Source organism: Bradyrhizobium sp. SZCCHNR1053 (genome assembly GCF_032381235.1).
Lineage (GTDB): Bacteria > Pseudomonadota > Alphaproteobacteria > Rhizobiales > Xanthobacteraceae > Bradyrhizobium.
On the sequence record NZ_JAUHJM010000002.1, the window covers coordinates 304181 to 326401 of the forward strand.

Annotated in this window: 17 protein-coding genes; 8 read left to right on the forward strand and 9 right to left on the reverse strand. The window is 67.1% G+C overall.

What is annotated here, in order from left to right:
• Nucleotides 1-3: 3 nt before the first annotated feature.
• Entirely contained in the window at nucleotides 4-873 is an 870-nt protein-coding gene (locus QX051_RS06355; protein ID WP_315775492.1) for an NmrA/HSCARG family protein, read from the forward strand.
• A gap of 85 nt (nucleotides 874-958) precedes the next feature.
• Nucleotides 959-1627 (forward strand): SDR family oxidoreductase, encoded by a 669-nt coding sequence (locus QX051_RS06360; protein ID WP_315734660.1) that lies wholly within the window; start codon nucleotides 959-961, stop codon nucleotides 1625-1627.
• A 25-nt stretch (nucleotides 1628-1652) separates the two neighbouring features.
• On the opposite strand, the gene QX051_RS06365 is transcribed toward QX051_RS06360, so the two are convergent.
• Nucleotides 1653-2672, reverse strand: coding sequence for an LLM class flavin-dependent oxidoreductase (locus QX051_RS06365; RefSeq protein WP_315734662.1), 1020 nt, complete (start codon nucleotides 2670-2672; stop codon nucleotides 1653-1655).
• Between the two features lie 371 nt (nucleotides 2673-3043).
• Between QX051_RS06365 and metF the strand changes: the two genes are divergently transcribed.
• The 5 genes from metF (at nucleotide 3044) to QX051_RS06390 (ending at nucleotide 11064) form a co-directional block, all read left to right on the forward strand.
• On the forward strand, nucleotides 3044-3961 hold the full coding sequence (gene metF / locus QX051_RS06370; protein ID WP_315772623.1) for a methylenetetrahydrofolate reductase [NAD(P)H]: 918 nt from the start codon (nucleotides 3044-3046) through the stop codon (nucleotides 3959-3961).
• Nucleotides 3961-7827, forward strand: a complete 3867-nt coding sequence (metH, locus tag QX051_RS06375) for a methionine synthase (protein ID WP_315775494.1) — start codon at nucleotides 3961-3963, stop codon at nucleotides 7825-7827. The genes metF and metH overlap by 1 nt, the downstream gene beginning before the upstream one ends.
• Before the next feature lie 368 nt (nucleotides 7828-8195).
• Nucleotides 8196-9329, forward strand: a complete 1134-nt coding sequence (locus tag QX051_RS06380; RefSeq protein ID WP_315775496.1) for an ABC transporter permease — start codon at nucleotides 8196-8198, stop codon at nucleotides 9327-9329.
• Nucleotides 9326-10045 (forward strand): ABC transporter ATP-binding protein, encoded by a 720-nt coding sequence (locus QX051_RS06385; RefSeq protein ID WP_315734670.1) that lies wholly within the window; start codon nucleotides 9326-9328, stop codon nucleotides 10043-10045. Before QX051_RS06380 ends, QX051_RS06385 begins: the two co-directional genes overlap by 4 nt.
• Nucleotides 10042-11064, forward strand: a complete 1023-nt coding sequence (locus QX051_RS06390) for an HlyD family secretion protein (protein WP_315775497.1) — start codon at nucleotides 10042-10044, stop codon at nucleotides 11062-11064. Before QX051_RS06385 ends, QX051_RS06390 begins: the two co-directional genes overlap by 4 nt.
• Before the next feature lie 239 nt (nucleotides 11065-11303).
• On the opposite strand, the gene QX051_RS06395 is transcribed toward QX051_RS06390, so the two are convergent.
• The gene (locus tag QX051_RS06395; protein WP_315734674.1) at nucleotides 11304-11936 is read right to left on the reverse strand and encodes a glutathione S-transferase family protein; all 633 of its coding nucleotides are present in this window, start codon (nucleotides 11934-11936) and stop codon (nucleotides 11304-11306) included.
• Between the two features lie 60 nt (nucleotides 11937-11996).
• Entirely contained in the window at nucleotides 11997-12590 is a 594-nt protein-coding gene (locus QX051_RS06400) for a GNAT family N-acetyltransferase (RefSeq protein WP_315775498.1), read from the reverse strand.
• A gap of 110 nt (nucleotides 12591-12700) precedes the next feature.
• Here QX051_RS06400 and QX051_RS06405 point away from each other — a divergent pair, with 110 nt between their 5' ends.
• Nucleotides 12701-13591 (forward strand): alpha/beta hydrolase, encoded by an 891-nt coding sequence (locus QX051_RS06405; protein WP_315775499.1) that lies wholly within the window; start codon nucleotides 12701-12703, stop codon nucleotides 13589-13591.
• Between the two features lie 21 nt (nucleotides 13592-13612).
• Here QX051_RS06405 and glpK read toward each other — a convergent pair whose 3' ends face one another.
• The 6 genes from glpK to pimA form a co-directional block, all read right to left on the reverse strand.
• The gene (gene glpK / locus QX051_RS06410; RefSeq protein ID WP_315775500.1) at nucleotides 13613-15115 is read right to left on the reverse strand and encodes a glycerol kinase GlpK; all 1503 of its coding nucleotides are present in this window, start codon (nucleotides 15113-15115) and stop codon (nucleotides 13613-13615) included.
• Nucleotides 15116-15401: 286 nt separating this feature from the next.
• Nucleotides 15402-16175 carry an SDR family oxidoreductase gene (locus tag QX051_RS06415; RefSeq protein WP_315775501.1) on the reverse strand — a complete coding sequence of 258 codons (774 nt, stop codon included), beginning with the start codon at nucleotides 16173-16175 and terminating at the stop codon, nucleotides 15402-15404.
• Nucleotides 16176-16449: 274 nt separating this feature from the next.
• Nucleotides 16450-17592, reverse strand: coding sequence for a pimeloyl-CoA dehydrogenase small subunit (gene pimD / locus QX051_RS06420; protein WP_315775502.1), 1143 nt, complete (start codon nucleotides 17590-17592; stop codon nucleotides 16450-16452).
• Nucleotides 17593-17736: 144 nt separating this feature from the next.
• Nucleotides 17737-18927 (reverse strand): pimeloyl-CoA dehydrogenase large subunit, encoded by a 1191-nt coding sequence (gene pimC / locus QX051_RS06425; RefSeq protein WP_315775503.1) that lies wholly within the window; start codon nucleotides 18925-18927, stop codon nucleotides 17737-17739.
• Nucleotides 18928-19177: 250 nt separating this feature from the next.
• Nucleotides 19178-20365 carry an acetyl-CoA C-acyltransferase gene (locus tag QX051_RS06430; RefSeq protein WP_315734690.1) on the reverse strand — a complete coding sequence of 396 codons (1188 nt, stop codon included), beginning with the start codon at nucleotides 20363-20365 and terminating at the stop codon, nucleotides 19178-19180.
• Between the two features lie 20 nt (nucleotides 20366-20385).
• A complete protein-coding gene (gene pimA / locus QX051_RS06435) occupies nucleotides 20386-22050 on the reverse strand; it encodes a dicarboxylate--CoA ligase PimA (RefSeq protein WP_315775504.1) in 1665 nt (554 codons plus the stop codon).
• Nucleotides 22051-22221: the final 171 nt, after the last annotated feature.

A 22221-nucleotide genomic window follows, 5' to 3' on the forward strand; every position in this document is an offset into this window, starting at 1 on the left:
CCCATGACCATCCTCGTCACCGGCGCCACTGGAACCGTCGGCCGTCACGTCGTCGACCAGCTCGTCAAGCGCGGCGCCGACGTCCGTGCCCTCGTCCGCGATCCTGCCAAGGCGAGGTTTCCGGCGGGCGTCGCGGTCGCGCAGGGCGACCTGCTCGACATCGATTCGCTGCGCTCTGCCTTTTCGGGCGTCTCGACCTTGTTCCTGCTGAACGCCGTCGCGCCCGATGAATTCACCCAGGCACTGATCGCACTCAACGTCGCCCGCGAGGCCGGCATCGCGCGGATCGTCTATCTCTCGGTGATCCACAGCGACGTCTACGTCAACGTGCCGCACTTCGCCGGCAAGTTCGCCGTCGAGCGGATGATCGAGCAGATGGGCCTGAACGCCACCATCCTCCGCCCGGCCTACTTCATGTCCAACGATCTCACGATCAAGGATGTCGTGCTCGGCTACGGCATCTACCCGATGCCGATCGGAGCCAAGGGCCTTGCCATGATCGACGTCAGCGACATCGGCGAGATCGCAGCGATCGAGCTGATCCGCCGCGAGCAGTCAGCCGTGCCGCTGCCGCTCGATCGCATCAACCTGGTCGGTCCGGACACGCTGACCGGCGCTGATGCCGCTGCGATCTGGTCTGACGTGCTGGGCCGCACGATCGCCTATGGCGGCGACAACGCCAGGCAGTTCGAGACCAACCTCCGGCAGATCATGCCGAGCTGGATGGCGTTCGACATGCGGCTGATGGCCGAGCGCTTCCTCACCGACGGCATGGTGCCTGAGGCCGGCGACGTCGCGCGCCTGACGGCGCTGCTGGGTCGTCCCCTGCGCTCCTATCGCGACTTCGTCGCTGACATCGCGACCGCCGCCTGACGGCAACAAGCCCTGATCATCCACCAAAGCCAAACTGTGGGGCGCCTCCGCGGACGCGTCCCATGCCAAGTCTCAGGAGGTCATCATGACTCATTCCACACGCGATAGCGCCAATGGCGCGAAGCCGAACATCCTGGTTCTCGGCGCGACCGGCGGCACCGGCCGGCTGATCGTGCGCGAGGCGCTGGCGCGCGGCGACAATGTCACCGCGCTGGTGCGCTCGCCGGAGAAGGCCGGCGATCTGCAAGGCGCGCATCTGATCGTCGGTGACGCCCGCGACGAAGCGACGTTGCGGAAGGCGCTGAAGGGTCAGGACGCCGTCATCAGTGCCTTGGGCACGCCGGCCGGTCCATTCCGGGAGGTGACGCTGCTCTCGACCGTGACGCGCTCGCTGCTCGACGCAATGCGGGCTGAGCGCGTCTCGCGGCTGGTTGCCATCACCGGAATTGGCGCCGGCGACAGCGCCGGGCACGGCGGCTTTCTGTTCGACCGGCTGATCTTTCCGCTGCTGCTGCGCAAGGTCTACGCCGATAAGAATCGGCAGGAGGCGATCATCGGCAATAGCGGGCTCGACTGGGTGGTCGTTCGTCCCTCGGTGCTGAACGACAAGCCGGGCGGACACACAGTGCGCGCGCTGACGGATCTCACCGACTTTCATGGCGGCACGATCGCGCGGGCCGACGTCGCGCGCTTCGTCCTGGATCAGGTGAGCGACGACAGCTTCCTGCATCGCTCGCCCCTGATCACGTGGTGAGACCAGCGACGCGCGGCGTCGATGCTCACGCCGCCGCCTTCCGCTCCAGGCCGAAGGCGTCGGCAAGCAGGCTGTAGGAGCGCTTGCGGGCGTCGTGGTCGAAGGTCGCCGTGATCACCATCAGCTCGTCGGCCTGGCTTGCCGCGATCATCGGATCGAGCTTGGCTCGCACCGTCGCCGGGCTACCCACGAACAGCCGCGACCGGTTGCGTGCGATCGAGGCGCGGTCCGCGTCTGTATACATGGTGGCCGCCGCCTCCTCGGGGCTCGGCAGCGGCAGGAACTGGCCGCGGTCGCGCCGCAGGCGGTTGAGGTCCATCGACGACGCCAGCCGCTCAGCCTCGGCGTCGGTCTCGGCCGTCACCACCGCGACCGCCAGGATCGCATGCGGCTGCGAGCGCCAGCGCGACGGCGTAAAATGCGCGCGGTAGGTTCGCATCGCGTCGACGGCATCGTGGCTGGCGAAATGATGCGCGAAGCCAAACCCCATGCCGAGTTGCGCCGACAGCTCGCTGGAATAGTCGCTGGAGCCGAGCAGCCAGATTGGCGGCAGCGGCGCATCGTCGGGCATGGCGATGACGTTGTTGTAGGGATGACCGGCAGGGAACTCGCGGGTCTCCCACAGCATCAGCTCATGCAGCCGCTCCAGGAAGTCGTCGCCCTCGCGGCGGTCGAGCCGGCTCCGCAGCGCATAGGCCGTGGTGCCGTCGGTGCCGGGCGCGCGTCCCAGACCGAGATCGATCCGGCCGGGAAACAGCGCCTCCAGCATCTTGAAGCGCTCGGCGACCACCAGCGGCGCGTGGTTGGGCAGCATCACGCCGCCGGAGCCGACGCGGATGTGCTGCGTCACCGCCGCGATCTGCCCGATCATGATGTCGGGCGACGGGCTCGCCACCGACGGCAGGCTGTGATGCTCGGCCAGCCAATAGCGGACGTAGCCGAGCTGATCGACATGGCGGGCCAGATCGATGCTGTTGCGCAACGCCACCGACGGCCTGGTGGCCGTGGTGGTGACGGAGAGGTCGAGGACGGAAAGCGGGATCATTGGCCCAACCTAATGCCTGCGCGTCGCGCCACAATGGGCTGACCGCGACCGTGACCTGCCGCGAATGCAGAGATCGACCGCAACGAAGTTGGGACATTCCGCCTGTATACAGGATGATATCTGGCATCTCCCACTGGATATTTCAGCGAGAGCCGTCCGGGACACACAGACACCCTTTGATATAACTCATGTTTCTTCGCCCACAATCAAGCCAGGCTCAGCGACAAAAACAGCAATATTCGCGGCCCGGTGGGCCAAATCCCATTTACGGTGGGCTGTCACTTGCGACGCACTTCCCTTATCTTGGCACATCACGAGGGGGACGCCCCTCTTGAGTTGAAATTTACGCCCCATTCGGAACCTGCGTTGCCATGACCGACCTCGCCACCGCCATCGCCGACGGCCACACCGCGATTCCCAGGCCGAAGATCTCGTTCGAGTTCTTTCCGCCGAAGACCGAGGAGATGGACCGGACGCTGTGGGCCTCGATCGAGCGCCTCGCGCCGCTGGAGCCGAGCTTCGTCTCGGTGACCTATGGTGCCGGCGGCTCGACCCGCGAGCGCACCCACGCCACCATCGCGCGCATCCTGAAAGAGACCGCGCTGCTGCCGGCGGCCCATCTCACCTGTGTCGGCGCCTCGCGCCGGGAGATCGACGAGGTCGTCGACCGCTATCATGAGGTCGGCGTCCGCCACATCGTAGCACTTCGCGGCGATCCGCCCGGCGGCATCGGCACGCCCTACTCCACCCGTGCCGACGGCTACCAGACCTCGCCCGAACTTATCGCCGGCATCAAGAAGCGCCACCCCGACATCGAGATCTCGGTCTCGGCTTATCCGGAGAAGCACCCCGAGAGCCGCGACTTCGACGCCGACATCGACATGCTCAAGGCCAAGGTCGACGCCGGCGCCACCCGCGCCATCACCCAGGTGTTCTTCGACAACGACCTCTACTTCCGCTACCTCGACCGTGTCCGCGCCCGCGGCATCGACATTCCGATCGTGCCAGGGATCATGCCGATGCACAATTTCAAGCAGGCGCGCGGCTTCGTCACCCGCGCCGGCACCACGGTGCCGCACTGGCTGGCCGAAAAATTCGACGGTCTCGACGACGATCCAGAGACCCGCAAGCTGGTCGCGGCGACCGTCGCCGCGGGCCAGGTGCAAAAGCTCGCCAAGCATGGCGTCGACACCTTCCATTTCTACACCATGAACCGCGCCGACCTCGTGTTCGCGATCAGCCATCTGCTCGGCATCCGTCCGAAGTCCGCCAACAAGGCTGCTGCCTGATGCCCGCCCCCGTATCCCCAGCGCGTACCGCCTTCCTTGCCGCTGCAGCCAAGCGCATCCTGATTCTCGACGGCGCCATGGGCACGATGATCCAGGCGCTGCAGCTCGACGAGGCCGCGTTCCGCAGCGAGCGGTTCAAGGACTTCCATCGCGACCTCCGCGGCAACAACGATCTCTTGATCCTCACCCAGCCCGAAGCGATCGAGGACATCCACGCGCAATATCTGCGCGCCGGGGCCGACATCGTCGCCACCAACACCTTCTCGGCGACATCGATCGCGCAGGCCGACTACGACCTGTCCGACATCATCTACGAGCTCAACCGCGAGGGCGCCCGGCTCGCCCGCAATGCGGCCACGCGTGTTGCGGCCGAGGACGGCAAACAGCGCTTCGTCGCCGGCGCGATGGGCCCGACCAACCGCACCGCCTCGATCTCGCCTGACGTGTCCAATCCCGGCTACCGCGCCGTGACCTTCGACGATCTCAGGCTTGCCTATGGCGAGCAGGCGCGCGGTCTCCTTGACGGCGGCGCCGACATCCTGCTGCTCGAAACCATCTTCGACACGCTCAACGCCAAGGCGGCGCTCTATGCCATCGCTGAGCTCGCCGAGGAGCGCGGCATCGACGTGCCCGTCATGATCTCCGGCACCATCACCGACAAGTCCGGCCGGCTGCTGTCCGGCCAGATGCCAGAGGCGTTCTGGAATTCGGTGCGTCACGCCAAGCCGCTGACGATCGGCTTCAACTGCGCGCTCGGCGCCGAGGATCTGCGCGCCCATGTCGCCGACATCGGCCGCGTCGCGGATACCTTGGTCTGCGCCTATCCCAATGCCGGCCTGCCCAACGAGTTCGGCCAGTATGACGAGACGCCGGCCTACATGGCGCGGCTGATCGGCGAGTTCGCGAGCGCCGGCCTCGTCAACATCGTCGGCGGCTGCTGCGGCACCACGCCGGACCATATCGCCGCGATCGCCGCCGCGGTCGCCCCGCACAAGCCGCGCGCGGTGCCGGAGATCGCGCCCCGGCTGCGGCTGTCGGGCCTGGAGCCGTTCGAGCTGACGCCCGCCATTCCGTTCGTCAATGTCGGCGAGCGCACCAACGTCACGGGCTCGGCGAAATTCCGTAAGCTGATCACCGCCGGCGATTACACCGCGGCGCTGCAGGTCGCGCGCGACCAGGTCGAGAACGGCGCCCAGGTCATCGACGTCAACATGGACGAGGGCCTGCTGGATTCGGAAGCCGCGATGCGGACCTTCCTCAACCTCGTCGCCGCCGAGCCGGACATCGCCCGCGTTCCCGTGATGGTCGATTCCTCGAAATTCCACGTCATCGAGGCTGGCCTGAAATGCGTGCAGGGCAAGCCGGTGGTGAACTCGATCTCGCTCAAGGAAGGCGAGGAGAAGTTCATTCACGAAGCGAAGATCGCGCGCCGGCATGGTGCCGCTGTCGTCGTGATGGCGTTCGACGAGACCGGCCAGGCCGACACCTACAAGCGCAAGACCGAGATCTGCGCCCGCGCCTACAAGATCCTGGTCGAGCAGATCGGCTTTCCGCCCGAGGACATCATCTTCGATCCCAACATCTTCGCCATCGCGACCGGACTTGAGGAACACAACAATTACGGCGTCGACTTCATCGAAGCGACACGTTGGATCCGGCAGAACCTGCCGCATGCCCACGTTTCCGGCGGCGTCTCGAATCTGTCGTTCTCGTTCCGCGGCAATGAGCCGGTGCGCGAGGCGATGCACTCGGTGTTCCTGTATCACGCCATCAAGGCGGGCATGGACATGGGCATCGTCAATGCCGGCCAGATGATCGTCTATGACGACATCGATCCCGAGCTGCGCCAGGTGTGCGAGGACGTGGTGCTGAACCGCGACCCCGGCGCGTCCGAGCGGCTGCTGGCGCTGGCCGAGAAATTCCGTGGCCAGGGCAAGCAGACCAAGGAGGCCGATCTCGCCTGGCGCGAATGGCCGGTCGGCAAGCGGCTGAGCCACGCGCTGGTGCATGGGATCACCGAGTTCATCGAGCAGGACACGGAAGAGGCGCGCGCCGCTTCGACGCGGCCGCTCGACGTCATCGAAGGCCCGCTGATGGCCGGCATGAACGTGGTCGGCGACCTCTTCGGCGACGGCAAGATGTTCCTGCCGCAGGTCGTGAAGTCCGCGCGCGTGATGAAGCAGGCGGTCGCCTATCTGATGCCGTTCATGGAGGCCGAGAAGGCCGCCAACAAGGGCCGCGCCAACGAGCGCTCCAACGCCGGCAAGATCGTGCTCGCCACCGTCAAGGGCGACGTCCACGACATCGGCAAGAACATCGTCGGCATCGTGCTCCAGTGCAACAATTTCGAGGTCATCGACCTCGGCGTCATGGTGCCCGCGGCCAAGATCATCGAGACGGCGAAGGCCGAGAACGCCGACATCGTCGGGCTATCCGGCCTGATCACGCCGTCGCTCGACGAGATGGCCTATCTCGCTGCCGAGATGGAGCGCCAGGGCCTGAACGTGCCGCTCCTGATCGGCGGCGCCACCACGAGCCGCGTCCATACCGCAGTCAAGATCGATCCGAACTACCAGAATGGCCCGGTCGTTCACGTCAACGACGCCAGCCGCGCCGTCGGCGTCGCCTCCTCGCTGCTGTCGCCGGAGCGCAAGGATACCTACGCCACGGAGATTCGCAGCGAGTATCAGAAGATCGCCGCTGCGCATCTGCGCGGCCAGGCCGACAAGAAGCGGCTGAAGCTCGCGGACGCCCGCGCCAACGCGCCGAAGATCGACTTCGCCAAGGCGAAGCCGGTGAAGCCGACCTTCCTCGGCGTCAAGACCTTCGTTGATTACGACCTCGCCGAGCTCGTGCCCTATATCGACTGGACGCCGTTCTTCCAGACCTGGGAGCTCGCGGGCCGCTTCCCGGCGATTCTCGACGACGCCAAGGTCGGCGAAGCCGCACGGGCGCTCTATGACGACGCGCTGAAGATGCTGAAGCGCATCGTCGCCGAGAAGTGGTTCACGGCGCGCGCCGCGATCGGCTTCTGGCCGGCGAATGCGGTCGGCGACGACATCGTGCTCTATGCCGACGACAGCCGCACCACGGCGGTCGCGACCCTGCACACCCTGCGCCAGCAGCTCGAGAAGCGCGAGGGTCGCTTCAACACCGCACTCTCCGACTTCATCGCGCCTGTGGGTTCCGGCGTGCCGGACTATGTCGGCGGCTTCGTCGTCACGACAGGCCTCGGCGAGGATGCCGTCGCCGACCGCTTCAAGAACGCCAATGACGACTACTCCTCGATCCTGGTGAAGGCGCTGGCCGACCGGCTCGCCGAGGCGTTCGCCGAGCGCCTGCATGCCCGCGTCCGCCGCGAGTTCTGGGCCTACGCCCCGGACGAGGCGCTCTCGCCGGACGATCTGATCCTGGAGAAGTATCACGGCATCCGTCCCGCGCCCGGCTATCCGGCGCAGCCCGACCACACCGAGAAGGCGACCTTGTTCGAGCTGCTCGACGCCGAGAAGAATGCCGGTGTGCGGCTGACCGAAAGCTTTGCGATGTGGCCGGGCTCGTCGGTGTCGGGCCTCTATTTCGCCTCGCCGGAGAGCTTCTATTTCGGCGTCGGCAAGATCGAGCGCGACCAGGTCGAGGACTACGCCGCGCGCAAGGGCATGACGGTGGCCGAGGTCGAGCGCTGGCTGGCGCCGATCCTGAACTACATTCCGGCAAGGAGTGGACAGCAGGCGGACGCGGCAGCGCGCGCCGTCGCTTCGCCCGCTCCGGCCAACGACGCCGCACCCGCCGAGCTCGCGAGCCATCCGGTGGGCTGCACCTGTGCCGTTCATCTCGCCTGGCGCAGGAAGGCGGTCGGCGCGAAGTAGCCGGTGCGCAGTCTCCCACCCCAAACTGTCGTCCCGGCCTCGCGCCGGGACCCATACCGCGTGATGCATCTGTCGGCCGCCGTGGTCGATACCGAGCGCAACGACACCTCCCTGTGGTTATGGATCCCGGCGTTCGCCGGGACGACACCAGTTATGGCGGACCGCCGTCGCCTCCCATATGCGTTCGCAGGGGCAGCACCGCATGTGACCCGTCCCCGTGTCCCCCGCGCCACGGCCGCCGCGAATGACAAAGCGCCACGGCCGCCGCGAATGACAAAGCGCCACAGCCGGCGCCATGCGATGCAGCGTGGACTTATCCCCGCTAACCGGCTGAAATGCCGCCGGGGCCTCCGGGTGGTTTTTCGTTCATGTCGTTGCAGTTCAGGCTTGCGTCCCGAAACCTGTTCCATGACAGGCTTCGTTTCATTGCCACCATCATCGGCATCATCTTCTCGATCGTGCTGGTGACCGTGCAGATGGGCCTCTATGTCGGCTTCCGCCGGATGGTCACGACCATGATCGACCATTCCCCGGCCGAGCTGTGGATCATGCCGGTCGGCACCAAATGCTTCGAGGATCCCTCGCTGCTCGACGAGCGGCAGCGGTTCCGGGCGCTGGCGGTTCCTGGAGTGGCGGAGGCGACGCCGCTGGTGATCGGCTATGCGCAATGGCGGCTGCCGCAGGGCACCACGACGCCGGTCTTCGTGGTCGGCTCGGAACTGCGCGGGCTCGGGCTGCATCCCTGGAACGTGGTGGAGGGACGGCTGGACGACCTGTCCGTGCCGGGCGCGGTCGCTATCGACCAGACCTATTTCGAGCGGCTCGGCATCGGCGGCGCCGGCCAGGCTGCAGAGCTCCGCGACCAGAAGGTGCAGGTGATGGCTGTCACCAAAGGCATCCGCTCGTTCACGACAACGCCTTACGTGTTCACCGACGTCGACCGCGCCCGCGCCTATACCGGCATCGCCTCGAACAAGGCGTCCTATCTGGTGGTCAAGCTGGCGGCCGAGGCCGACCTCTGGACCGTGCAGCGGGCGCTGCGCGACAGCCTGTCCAATGTCGAGGTGCTGACCGCAGCCGAGTTCGCGAGCCGCAGCCGCTCGTTCTGGCTGTTCGGCACCGGCGCCGGTGCCGCGCTGTTCGCCGGTGCCCTGCTCGGCCTCATCGTCGGCACCGTGATCGTGGCGCAGACGCTCTATTCCAGCACCAAGGATCACATCAACGAGTTCGCGACCCTGCGCGCGATCGGCTCGTCCAGCCGCTACATCTACACCGTCATCATCTGGCAGGCGCTGCTCAGCGCCATCGTCGGCTTCGCCGGCGCTGCGGCGATCGGCAAGATCGTGGCGGCGGCGACCGCGGAATCGGCGCTGCCGGTCATCATGACACCGACGCTGACGGTCGCGCTGTTCGTGCTGACGGTGACGATGTGCGTCGGCTCGGCGATCGCGGCGATCCTCAAGGTCATGCGCATCGACCCGACCCTGGTATTCTCGCGATGACCGACACCGTGCTCGAGGCCACCGATCTCGTGCATCACCTCGGCCAGGGGGCCGGCAGGGTGCAGGCACTGAAGGGCGTGAGCCTGTCGCTGAAGGGCGGCGAGCTGGCGCTGCTGATGGGCCCTTCGGGCAGCGGCAAGACGACGCTGCTGTCGATCCTGGGTTGCCTGATGACGCCGGATGGCGGTGCCGTGCGGGTTGCCAACCAGCCGGTCGCGGGGCTCGATCCCGAGGCGCTGGCGAAGCTGCGCCGCGAGCGCATCGGCTTCATCTTCCAATCCTATCATCTGTTTCCGACGCTGAACGCCGAGGACAATGTGCGGCTCGCGCTCGATGTGCGCAGCGAACGCGCGGGGTCTGCGAAGAAGGCGGCGCGCGAGGTGCTCGACAGGGTCGGCCTCGGTCCGAAGAAGCGGTCGTTCCCGCGCGAGCTCTCGGGCGGCGAGCAGCAGCGCGTCGCGATCGCCCGCGCCATCGTCGGCAAGGCGCAGGTCATTCTCGCCGACGAGCCGACCGGCGCGCTCGATACGGCCAATGGCCATGCGATCATGACCCTGCTCGCGGACATCGCCAAGGATCCCTCACGCGCGGTGCTGGTGGTCACGCACGATCCGCGCATCCTGCCGTTCGCCAATCGCGTCATTCACATCGAGGACGGCCGCATCGTCCGCGAGGAGAGCGGCGGCGAGTCCATGAAGAAAGTCTCGCACGCATGATATCGGGAATTCCAGAACGCGCTCACCTGCTCGGGCTCGTCGCAGCGGCCGCACTTGCTATCATCGTCACGCCGACCTCGATTCCGCCGACAGCGCGCGCCGCCAATGCCCAGGAGGAACGCTGGCTGGCCGTCGCGCCCGGCCGGGTCGAGCCGGCATCCGGCCTGATCAAGCTCGGCGCGCCCGTGGTCGGGCCGATCCAGGAGGTGCTGGTCAAGCCGAATGAGACCGTGTTCACCGGCCAGGCCCTGGTGCGGCTCGGCGACGCCGAAGCCCGCGCGCAGCTCGCCAGCGCCGAGGCGCAGGTCGCGATGCGCAAGCGCGTGCGCAACAAGGAGTCGACGCCGTCTGGCGCGGGTCCGCGGCGCCGGGCCGAAGACGGCGTCGCCGACGCGCAGGTGGCCGTGTTCGACGCGCGTGCTGCGCTCGACAAGGCGGTGGCCGAGCGGCGCGCCGGGCACGGCGCCGATGCCGATGTCGACACCGCACGCACGCAACTGACAGCCGCGCAGGCGAAGCTGGAGCAGCAGGCCGACGAGCTGCGCAAGGTCACCGCTGATGCGCCACTGCCGATCAGCGCCGAGGGCCAGCTCAACGTCGCCCGCAGCGAACTGCAGGGCGCCCGCGCCACGTTGGAAAAGCTCACCATCCGCGCGCCGCTCGACGGCACGGTGCTGCAGGTCAATGCGCGCACCGGCGAGATCGCCTCGCCGCAGGCGACCCAGCCGATGGTGCTGCTCGGCGACACGTCGTCGCTGCGCGTGCGCGCCGAGCTCGACCAGCGCGACCTCGACAAGATCAAGGTCGGTCAGCAGGCCGTGGTCCGCTCCGACGCCTTCCGCGGCCGCGACGTCGCCGGCAAGGTCGCCGCCATCGCCCCCCTGGTCGAGAGCAGCCGCGCTGCTGCGCTCAGCCAACGCAACATGACCGATGTCGATGTCGTCGAGGTGCTGGTCGATCTGGCCGAGCCGGGCCCGTTCGCGGTGGGCATGAAGGTGGACGTGTATTTCCGGCCGTGAGGGGCGCGCCGTGCGGCCCACGCCTCGCGCGCTGCTGCCCACCCTCCCCTGGAGGAGGAGGGTCGCTCGCACGCGCAGCGGGCGTGCGGGGTGGGGTGAAGCCACGAGCACTGCTGCTGATGGAGAGATCACCCCACCGCGCCTCACGTTTCGCTTCGCTCATCGTGAGGCGACCCTCCCCCTCCAGGGGAGGGTGAGCACCGAGCAAGCGGCACGGTCTGACGTCTCGATGGACTCCATCAATCCCCGCTCGGCGGGGCCAGCGGCTGGACGATCTCCTGGAATGGCGGCAGCGCCTCGCACCTTGCGGCATGCGCGGCCAGCGCCGGATAGCGCGTGGCGTCGAACAGATGCGGATGCGCCTCGCGTGTGAAGCGCAGCACGCAGGCGACGGCAATGTCGGCATGGCCGATTCGCTCGCCATACCAGTAGTCTGTCGTGATTGCGGCGCGCTCCGCCTCTAGCATCGCCAGCACGCCCGAGATCTGCGTCTCGCAACGCGCGACCCACAGGGCCAGGCGGTCCTTGCGCAGCACGCGCTCATAGATCAGGCTGACGGCCTTGTCGCCCAAGCCAGTCGCGAGCGCGATCGTATGCAGCTGCCTGCGGCGCAGCGCGCCGCTCCGCGCCAGCATCGCGCGCTCGGGCCCGACGGTCTCGTCGAGATGGTCGAGGATCGCGACCGAATCGATCAGCGCCTCGCCGTCGTCGAGCACCAGCACCGGCACGCGCAGCAGCGGATTGTACGGCGCGATCTTGTCGGCATCGCCGAAGGTCGACCACGGCTTGTGCTCGAACGGCAGGCTGTAGAGCCTGAGCGCAATCGCGGTGCGACGGACGAAAGGCGAGTCGTATTGGCCGATCAGGAACATCGGTTATCCTCCTGTGCGGCGCATTGAAGCGCCGTTCGGCGCCGTTGTCAGCTCCCATGTTCAGGCGAGCAGCGGCACATGCGGTGCGACATCGCACGGCAGCGTGCCGTCGAGGCGCGGATCGGGGGCGATCTCGATCTGGCGGCGATAGGGCCGGAAGCCGGAGCGCTGGTAGAAGGCGAGCGCGCGCGGATGATCGAAGCTGCAGGTGTGGACCCAGAGCCGCGTCAGCGGCTGCGCCCAGGCGCGGCGCAGTGCGTGATTCATCAGCAGGCGGCCGGCGCTGGTGCCGATCAGCTTCGACGTGACGCCGAACAGCACCAGCTCGCAATCGTTCTTGGTGCGGAAGTCGAGCTCCAGCAGGCCCTCGTCGCCGCCATCATGGACGAGCGTGTAGATCTCGACTCCGTCAGCGCGAATCGTCTTGGCAAGCTCCGCATCGCTCATACGCGTGCGCTGCGACCACAGCCACTCCCAGCCGACGCGGGCATAGAGGTCGCGGTACCAAGCGAGATCGGGCTGCGCGACGCGGCGAATGCTCCAGTCGCCGATCGGATCGGGCGGCAGCACTGGCGGTGCCGGCATTTCCAACGAGGTCACCACGGCCGCGACCTTGCCGGGCGGGACGTCGAAATATCCGTCGGGAATGGTCACTCAAGACGACCTGATTGAAGAGTGATCGGCAACTTGCTTACCCCGGACGTAATTGGAACCGCACAGCGGTCCCGGCATGGTCGGCGCATTCAACATCAGGAGCCATGCCCATGCAACGACGAGACGTGCTGCTGACCGCGGCAGCAGCCAGCTTCGCGGCGACGGGAGCGAGCCTCGCCGCCGCACCGACCGCGGCGCGCCCGCGTATCCGCTGCAGCGACGGCGTGACGCTCTATCACGAGGAGTGGGGCAGCGGCCGACCGGTGCTGTTCGTACATGCCTGGGCGCTGACCAGCGCGATGTGGACCTACCAGATCTCCGATCTCAGCCAGCGCGGGCTGCGCTGCATTGCCTTCGACCGCCGCGGCCATGGACGCTCCGACGTGCCGGGCAGCGGCTACGAGCTCGACCGCCTGGCCGACGACATCGCCGAGGTCATCGCGCAGCTCGACCTTGATGACGTCGCGCTGGTCGGCATGTCCATGGGCTGCAACGAGATCCTCAACTACGTCGCGCGGCACGGCACGGGACGCATCACGCGCATCGCGATGCTCGGACCGACGACGCCGTTTCCGCTGCAGACCGCGGACAATGCGCTCGGCGCGCCCCACGGCTATTTCGAGCAGTGCTGGGCCGCGTGGCAGAGCGACTTTCCGAAATGGATCGAGGACAACAAGCTGCCGTTCTTCACGAAGGACGCCTCGCCGCAGATGATGGAATGGGTCGCGGCGATGATGCGCCAGATGCCCATTCCCGTCGCGGTCGCCACCAACCGCGCGCTGATCGCGACCGACCTGCGGCCGGTGCTTGCGAAGATCGACCGTCCCGTGCTGATCCTGCACGGCGACAAGGACGTCTCGGCGCCGCTCGACATGACGGGACGGCCGACCGCCAAGGGCATCAAGGACGCCGAGCTGAAGGTCTATCCCGGCGGCCCGCATGGGCTGTTCGTGACCCACATGAAGCAGGTCAATGCCGACCTTGCTGCGTTCCTGGCTTAGCTGCTGTGGGACGTGAGCGCCCTACTCGCCCTCGTCGCTCGCCAGCACGCCCTTCACGGCGCGCGCCCAGCCGGCGAGCTTGCGCTGCCGGGTCGCCGCACTCATCGCCGGCCGGAAGCGGTGCTCGAGCCGCCAATTGTCGGCGAACTTCTCCGGCTCCGGATAGACGCCCGCGTGGAGGCCGGCGAGATAGGCGGCGCCGAGCGCGGTGGTCTCCTGGATCATGGGACGGTCGACCGGCGCGTCGAGCAAATCTGCAAGGCGCTGCATGGTCCAATCGGAGGCGGTCATGCCGCCGTCGACGCGCAGCACGATGGTGGCGGCGGAGGCATCCGGCCAGTCGGCGCGCATCGCCGCCCACAGGTCGTAGGTCTGGTAGCAGACGCTTTCCAGCGTCGCATGCGCGAGTTCGGCCGGCCCGGTGTTGCGGGTGAGGCCGAACAACGCGCCGCGCACGCGCGGATTCCAATAGGGTGCGCCGAGGCCGACGAAGGCCGGCACCAGATAGACCGACTGCATCGCGTCGGACTTGTCGGCGAGCGGGCCGGTTTCGGCGGCATGCTTGATGATGCCGAGGCCGTCGCGCAGCCATTGCACGGCCGAGCCGGCGACGAAGATCGAGCCTTCGAGCGCATAGGTCCTGACGCCGTCGAGCTGATAGGCGATGGTCGTCAGCAGCTTGTTGTTCGATTTCACCGGCGTGGCGCCGGTGTTGAGCAGCGCGAAGCAGCCGGTGCCGTAGGTCGACTTCATCATGCCCGGCGTGAAGCAGGCTTGTCCAATGGTCGCGGCCTGCTGGTCGCCGGCAATGCCCGCGACCTTGATCGGACCGCCGAACAGGTCGGGCGTGGTGGTGCCGAAATCGGCGGAGGAGTCCTTCACCTCGGGCAGCATCGAGCGCGGCACGCGCAGCAGCTTCAACAGCGTCTCGTCCCACTGCCCGGTGTGGATGTTGAACAGCAGCGTGCGCGAGGCGTTGGTGGCGTCGGTGGCGTGGACCTTGCCGCCGGTCAGGCGCCACAGCAGGTAGCAGTCGACGGTGCCGAACATCAGCTCGCCGCGGTCCGCCCGCTCGCGCGCGCCCGGCACGTGGTCGAGAATCCAGGCGACCTTGGTGCCGGAGAAATAGGGATCGATGATCAGGCCGGTTTTGGCGCTGACGTCCGGTTCATGGCCGTCCGCCTTGAGCCGCGCGCAGATGTCGGCGGTGCGGCGGTCCTGCCAGACGATGGCGCGGTGCACCGCCTGGCCGGTGGCGCGGTCCCACACCACGGTGGTCTCGCGCTGGTTGGTGATGCCGATCGCGGCGATGTCCTTTGCGGCCAGGCCCGCCTTCGTCAGCGCGTCGCGGCAGGTCATCACGGTCGAGGTCCAGATGTCCTCCGGCTCGTGCTCGACCCAGCCCGACGCCGGGAAATGCTGCGGGAATTCCTGCTGCGTCACCGCGGCGATCGAGATGTCGGAGCGGAACACCATCGCGCGCGAGGACGTGGTGCCCTGATCGATGGCCAGCACGAAGGACATGGAGTTTCTTCCCGGGAGGTTGACGACGTTGGGCCGACAAGCAAGCGGATCAGGCGGGCGAGGTCAAGGTGGAGCGGCACGTGCCCTGTCCACCCTCCCCTGGAGGGGGAGGGTCGATCGACCGCGCAGCGGGCGAGCGGGGTGGGGTGAGGCCACGGATGCTGGTGCTTGTGGAGAGATCACCCCACCCCGCCTCACGTCTCGCTTCGCTCGTCGTGAGGCGACCCTCCCCCTCCAGGGGAGGGTGAGGAAATCGATCGCTGCTGCTCGGTTGGGTAGGAGCCCGCTACACCGCAGCCGTGGTCACACCGCCATCCACGACGATGGTCTGGCCGGTCATGAAGGTCGACGCATCCGAAGCGAGGTAGGCGACCGCGCCGGCGATCTCGTGCGGCTCGCCGATGCGTCGGAGCGGCGTGGTGGCGCAGCGCTGCTTCAGGCGGGCTTCGTCCTCCCACAGCGCGCGGGCGAAGTCGGTCTTGATCAGGCCGGGCGCGACGCAATTGATGCGGACGCCCTGCGGGCCCCATTCGCCGGCGAGACTGCGGCACAGCGCAAAGTCGGCAGCCTTGGAGATGCCGTAGGCGCCGATCACGGTCGAGCCGCGCAGGCCGCCGATCGAGGAGACGATGATGACCGAGCCCTTGCCGCGCGCGGCCATCGGCGGGATCGCCTTGGCGCAGAGCCAGAGGTTGCTCTTCACGTTGGAGGCCATGATCTTGTCGAAGGCCTCGTCGGTGATGTCGAGCAGCGGACCGTAATACGGGTTCACCGCCGCGTTGCAGACGAGGATGTCGACCTGGCCGTAATGCGTCACCGCGCCGTCGATCAGCGCGTCGACTTCGGCGCGGCGCGAGATGTTGCAGGGGATGACATGGGCGTCGCCGCCGGCTTTGCGAATGCCGGACGCGACCTCCTCGCAGGCGTCCGCCTTGCGGCTGGAAATCACCACCTTGGCGCCGAGTTGCGCGAGCAGCTCCGCCGAGGCGCGGCCGATGCCGCGGCTGGAGCCGGTGACGACGGCGACCTGCCCGGAGAGGTCGAAGGGATTGGGGGTCATATCTGCTTCCTCCGCGTCATTGCGAGGAGCGAAGCGACGAAGCAATCCAGAGTCGCGCGTGACGCCCTGGACGCTTCGCTCCGCTCGCAATGACGGCTCGACGATCAAATTGCTCCGGAGCCCGTCGACGCCGGCAACGTAGCTCTCTCAAATCCGTCATGCGCCGGCCTTGACCCGCCTGCGGGGCCGAAGCCCCTTCGGCGCGGCGAAGGCCCGCGCATCCATCTCAGAGAGCGATGGGTTGCCGGGTCAAGCCCGGCAACGACGCATTCGCTTAGATCAACCCGCCGGCCTCGCTGACGCGGCGCATGTGGTAGTCGGTGTCGCCGAACGTCGTCTCGATCATCGACAGCCGCTTGAAATAGTGGCCGATCTTGGCCTCCATGGTCATGCCGATGCCGCCGTGGAGCTGGATCGACTGCTGGCCGACGAACTTGGCCGATTTGCCGATCTGGACCTTGGCTGCGGCAATCGATGTGGCGCGCTCCTTGGCGTCGTCGAACTCGGCGGCCATGGTGGCGAACATCGACATCGAGCGGGCCTGCTCCAGCGCCACGAACATGTCGGAGGCGCGATGCTGCAGCGACTGGAACGAGCCGATCGCGACGCCGAACTGCTTGCGCGTCTTGATGTACTCGACCGTGGTCTTGAGCGACTCGTCCATCAGGCCGACCGCCTCGGCGCACAGCGCGATGCGGGCTTCGTCGACGACGCGCTCGATCAGCGGCAGGGCGTTCGCGGGATCGCCGATCACGCTGTCAGCGCCGATCTCGACGCCGGTGAAGGTGATGTCGGCCGCGTGCAGGCCGTCCTGGGTCGGATAGCCCTTGCGGGTGACACCCTTGGCGTCGGCCGGCACGATGAACACGCCGATGCCGGACTTGTCGCGCTGGCCGCCCGAGGTGCGCGCGGTCACGATCAGGGTGTCGGCGTTCTGGCCGTTGAGCACGACGAACTTTTCGCCGTCGATGACATAGCCGTCGCCCTTCTTCTTCGCCGAGGCGGCGACATCGAACAGGTCGTAGCGCGACTGCTTCTCGAGCTGGGCGAAGGCGAACGTCTTGCTGCCGTCGATGATTCCCGGCAGATGCGCCGCCTTCTGCGCGGCCGAGCCGCCATGACGCAGGAAGCCGCCAGCGAGCACCACGGTCGCCAGATACGGCTCGAGCACCAGCGCGCGGCCCATCGCCTCCATCACGATCATGGTCTCGACGCCACCGGCGCCGAAGCCGCCGTCGTCCTCGGAGAACGGCAGACCGAGTAGGCCCTGCTCGGCGAGCTTGGACCACATCGCCTGGCTCCAGCCGCCCTTCTCCTTCATGTAAAGCTTGCGCTTGTCGAAATCATAGGCATCCGCCAGCAGGCCGTCGATGCTGTCCTTGAGGAGGCGTTGCTCCTCGGTGAGATCAAAATCCATTGGTTGACTCTCCAGTATCCCCATTCTCCGTCATGCCCGCGCTTGTCGCGGGCATCCACGTCGTGCCGTTGTGCGGGCGGCGTGGATGGCCGGGTCAAGCCCGGCCATGACAGCGTGCGTCGTCGAGGCGCTGCGGCTCACATGTCAGAGCCCCAGCACCGCCTTGGCGATGATGTTGCGCTGGATCTCGTTGGAGCCGCCGTAGATCGAGACCTTGCGGTTGTTGAAGTAGCTCGGCGCGATCTGGGCGGTCCAATCCATGGTCTCGTTGCTGTCGTCGTCGCCGTGAATGTCGTACGGCGCGGCAAACGGGCCGATCACCTCCATCAACAGCTCGGTCGTGGTCTGCTGGATCTCGGAGCCCTTGATCTTCAGCACCGAGGAGGCCGGATTGGGCTTGCCCTTGCCGTGCTTGCCTTCGTCGGCGACGACGCGCAGCTGCGTCAGTTCCAGCGCCTTCAGCTCGACCTCGCAGGCCGTGAGCTTCTCGCGGAACGACGGATCCTCCAGCACCGGACGACCGCCGGATTCGATCTTGCCGGCGAGCTCCTTGATGCGGCGGATGCGTTCCTTGGAGACGCCGACGCGGGCAATCCCCGTGCGCTCGTTGCCGAGCAGGAACTTGGCGTAGTCCCAGCCCTTGTTCTCCTCGCCGATCAAGTTCTCGATGGGCACCTCGACGTCGTCGAAGAACACCTCGTTGACCTCGTGGCCGCCGTCGATGGTCTGGATCGGACGCACCGTCACGCCCTTCGACTTCATGCTGAAGACGATGAAGGAGATGCCCATCTGCTTCTTCGCCGCCGGATCGGTGCGGCACAGGCAGAAGATCATGTCGGCGTGCTGCGCAAGCGTGGTCCAGGTCTTCTGGCCGTTGATGATCCACTTGTCGCCGCGGCGCTCCGCCTTGGTCTTCAGCGAGGCGAGGTCGGAGCCCGAGCCCGGCTCGGAGAAGCCCTGGCACCACCAGTCGTCGACATTGGCGATGCGCGGCAGATACTTCCTCTTCTGCTCCTCGTTGCCGAAGGTGTAGATGACGGGGCCGACCATGCTGACGCCGAAGGCGAGCGGCTGCGGCGCCGGATAGGCCTGCAGCTCCTCGTTGAAGATGTAGTGCTGCACAGAGGTCCAGCCGGTGCCGCCATATTCCTCCGGCCAGTGCGAGACACCCCAGCCCTTCTTGTTGAGGATGCGCCACCAGGTCACCATCTCGTCCTTCGACAGATGGCGGCCTTCGATCATCTTCCGCCGCGTCTCCGGCGGCACATTGTCCCTGAAGAACTGCCGCACTTCCTCGCGGAACGCCTGCTCTTCCTTCGTGAATGCAAGATCCATCGGATCCTCCCTTTAGGTATTCAAATCGACCTGCGGTCAGTTCGTCTTGCTCCGCTGTCGTCCCTGCGAACGCAGGGACCCATATCCACCGGCGGACGTTGGAGGCAAAGGCGTCTGCCAGAATGCCTCAAGCGATATCACGCGGTATGGGTCCCGGGTCTGCACTTGCGAGCGCTCGCGCGCTCGCAAGCTTGCCCGGGACGACACCTGTTAAAATCCCGCGCGAGATTCGCGCGGGACGACAATCAAGCTACTGCAGCACCTCGAACAGGCCGGCGGCGCCCATGCCGCCGCCGACGCACATGGTGACGACGGCGTATTTGGCCTTGCGGCGGCGGCCTTCGATCAGCGCATGGCCCGTGAGCCGCGCGCCCGACATGCCGTAGGGATGGCCGACCGCGATGGCGCCGCCATTGACGTTGATCTTGTCGGGGTCGATGCCGAGCTTGTCGCGGCAGTACAGCACCTGCACCGCGAACGCCTCGTTGAGCTCCCACAGGCCGATGTCGTCGACCGTGAGGCCGTGGCGCTTCAACAGGCGCGGCACCGCGAACACCGGGCCGATGCCCATCTCGTCGGGCTCGCAGCCATGCGCAACGAAGCCGCGGAAGATGCCGAGCGGCTGCAGGCCGCGCTTGGCCGCGTTGGCGTCGCTCATGATCACGCAGGCCGAAGCGCCGTCCGAGAGCTGGCTGGCATTGCCGGCGGTGATCGAGAAGCCGTCGCCGCGCACGGCCTTGAGGCCGGCGAGACCTTCGGCGGTCGTTTCCGGACGCGGACCTTCGTCCTGCGAGAAGGTCACGTCCTTGAACGAGATGTTGCCGGTGGCCTTGTCGGTCACCGCCATCTTGGTGGTGATCGGCGCCAGTTCGTCGTTGAACTTGCCGCCCTGCTGCGCGGCCGCGGTGCGGCGCTGGCTCTCCAGCGCATATTCGTCCTGCCGCTCGCGCGAGATGCCGTAGCGCTTGGCGACGATCTCGGCGGTGTCGATCATCGGCATGTAGACGTCGCCCTTGATCTCGAGCAGCGCCGGATCGGTCGCCTGGAAGGCGTTCATCTTGTCGTTCTGGACCAGCGAGATCGACTCGCCGCCGCCGCCGACGGCGATCTCGACGCCGTCGAAGATCACCGAGCGCGCCGCGAGCGCGATCGCCTGCAGGCCGGAGGCGCATTGGCGGTCGATCGTGGTGCCGCCGACCGACACCGGCAGGCCGGCGCGCAGCAGCGCCTTGCGCGCGATGTTGCCGCCGGTCGAGCCCTGCTGCAGGGCCGCGCCCATCACGACATCCTCGACCTCGGCCGGATCGACCTTGGCGCGCTTGACGGCCTCGCCGATGGCGTGGCCGAGCAAGGTGGCGCCGCCAGTGGCGTTGAGCGCGCCGCGATAGGCCTTGCCGATTGGCGTGCGGGCGGTGGAAACGATGACGGCATCGGTCATGGGCGGACCTCCTGTTGTTGTTACGGATGTTTGCTGTGAGACGTGGGTGATTGCTGCTGGCGCAGTTCGTGACGCGACAGCTTGCCGACCGGCGTGCGCGGCAGCTCGTCGACAAACTCGACCGCCGCCGGCAGCTCGTGCTTGCCGAGTTTGCCGGTGAGGAAGGCGCGGAGATCCTCGACCGGGAACGGTGCTGCGCCGTCGCGCAGCTTGATGAAGGCCTTGGCCGCCTCGCCGCGATAGGCGTCGGGAATGCCGATCACGATGACCTCCTGCACCGCCGGATGGGTGTAGATCGCCTGCTCGATCATCTGCGGATAGACGTTGAAGCCGCCGGAGATGATCATGTCCTTCTTGCGGTCGACCAGGAAGTAGAAACCGTCGGCGTCGACATAGCCGATGTCGCCGGTCAGGAAATGATCGCCGACGAACGACTGCGCCGTTTCCTCCGGCCGGTTCCAATAGCCCTTGGTGACGTTTGGCCCCTTGATCCGGATCTCGCCGACCTCGTTCACGCCAAGCACCTTTGAGGGATCCTCGAGCGACACGACGTCCATCTCGATGCCGGGCAGCGTGATCCCGATCGAGCCCGGCTTGTCCGGGCCGCCCTTGGGGTGGGCGGTGCCGGGCGAGCAGGTCTCGGTCATGCCCCAGCCGCTCTTCAGCTTCATGCCGACGCGGCGCTCGAGGATACGCGCGACCTCGATCGGAAGCGGCGCGCCGCCGGAGCCAACGCTGGTCAGCGACGACAGATCGCGCGTGTCGAGGTCGGGCAGGTTGGCGATCGCGATCCACATCGTCGGCACGCCCGGGAAATAGGTCGCGCGCTTGACCTCGATGTCGCGCATCACGGCTTCGAGATCGAAGCGCTGGTGCAGCGAGATCAGGCTGCCGAGGCGCAGCGAGGTCAGCAGCACCACCGTCAGCGCATAGATGTGGAACAGCGGCAAGACGCAGATGACGCGGTCGGAGCCGTTGCCGTTCGCGCGCGTCGCGCGCCCCCAGATTGCGGCGATCGACACCGCCGAGGTGAGATTGCCATGCGTCAGCATCGCGCCCTTGGGCAGGCCGGTCGTGCCGCCGGTATATTGCAGCAGGGCGATGTCGTCGGGCGAGATGGCCGGCCATTTCGCGGGCACCACCGCGCCATCGACGAAGGCGCGGTGCGTGACGACCGCAGGGTTGTCCGGCAGCGGCGTTTGCGGCGTGCCGACCTTGCCCCAATGGTCGTCCTCGCAGACGATCAGGCGATCGAGCAGGCCCTTCTCCAGGAACTTCAACGCCGTCGGCAGCAGCGCGCTGAGGCTCGACGTCACCAGGATGCGCGCGCCGGAATCGCTGAGCTTGTGCGACAGCGCGATCTCGCCATCGAGCGGCGACAGGTGCACCACGCGGGCACCGGCCTTGAGCGCGCCGAAGAAGTTGATCGGATGATCTGGCGTGTTGCCGAGGAACAGCGCGATCGAGGCGTCCTTGCCAAAGCCCGCACGCAGGAAGGCCGCGGCGGCCTGGTTGGCAAGCGCTTCGAGCTGCTTGAATGTGACCGGCCGATCGCGGAATTCGAGCGCATCGCGCTCGCCGAACTCGCTCACCGCCTGCGCCAGCAGGTCCGGCAAGGTGCCGCGCGCGATCGGCGCGTCCCAGCGGACGCCTTGTGGATAGTATTGTTCGCCGGGATGGGTCATGAGGACTCTGTATTTCTTGCCGTAAGGCGGCCCCGCTCTCTCCGTTCCCTCCCCCCTTGTGGGGGAGGGCCAGGGAGGGGGGTGGCCCCAGGCGAGACTGCCGTTGTGGACCCCCACCCCCGACCCCTCCCCGCAAGGGGGAGGGGGGCGCAGTTGAGCGCGGAGCTAGAG

Bases quoted from the DNA above. Each gene is read 5' to 3' on its own strand.
- QX051_RS06355 (WP_315775492.1), top strand. From the start codon at position 4: ATGACCATCCTCGTCACCGGCGCCACTGGAACCGTCGGCCGTCACGTC.
- QX051_RS06360 (WP_315734660.1), top strand. From the start codon at position 959: ATGACTCATTCCACACGCGATAGCGCCAATGGCGCGAAGCCGAACATC.
- QX051_RS06365 (WP_315734662.1), bottom strand. From the start codon at position 2,672: ATGATCCCGCTTTCCGTCCTCGACCTCTCCGTCACCACCACGGCCACC.
- metF (WP_315772623.1), top strand. From the start codon at position 3,044: ATGACCGACCTCGCCACCGCCATCGCCGACGGCCACACCGCGATTCCC.
- metH (WP_315775494.1), top strand. From the start codon at position 3,961: ATGCCCGCCCCCGTATCCCCAGCGCGTACCGCCTTCCTTGCCGCTGCA.
- QX051_RS06380 (WP_315775496.1), top strand. From the start codon at position 8,196: ATGTCGTTGCAGTTCAGGCTTGCGTCCCGAAACCTGTTCCATGACAGG.
- QX051_RS06385 (WP_315734670.1), top strand. From the start codon at position 9,326: ATGACCGACACCGTGCTCGAGGCCACCGATCTCGTGCATCACCTCGGC.
- QX051_RS06390 (WP_315775497.1), top strand. From the start codon at position 10,042: ATGATATCGGGAATTCCAGAACGCGCTCACCTGCTCGGGCTCGTCGCA.
- QX051_RS06395 (WP_315734674.1), bottom strand. From the start codon at position 11,936: ATGTTCCTGATCGGCCAATACGACTCGCCTTTCGTCCGTCGCACCGCG.
- QX051_RS06405 (WP_315775499.1), top strand. From the start codon at position 12,701: ATGCAACGACGAGACGTGCTGCTGACCGCGGCAGCAGCCAGCTTCGCG.
- glpK (WP_315775500.1), bottom strand. From the start codon at position 15,115: ATGTCCTTCGTGCTGGCCATCGATCAGGGCACCACGTCCTCGCGCGCG.
- QX051_RS06415 (WP_315775501.1), bottom strand. From the start codon at position 16,175: ATGACCCCCAATCCCTTCGACCTCTCCGGGCAGGTCGCCGTCGTCACC.
- pimD (WP_315775502.1), bottom strand. From the start codon at position 17,592: ATGGATTTTGATCTCACCGAGGAGCAACGCCTCCTCAAGGACAGCATC.
- pimC (WP_315775503.1), bottom strand. From the start codon at position 18,927: ATGGATCTTGCATTCACGAAGGAAGAGCAGGCGTTCCGCGAGGAAGTG.
- QX051_RS06430 (WP_315734690.1), bottom strand. From the start codon at position 20,365: ATGACCGATGCCGTCATCGTTTCCACCGCCCGCACGCCAATCGGCAAG.
- pimA (WP_315775504.1), bottom strand. From the start codon at position 22,050: ATGACCCATCCCGGCGAACAATACTATCCACAAGGCGTCCGCTGGGAC.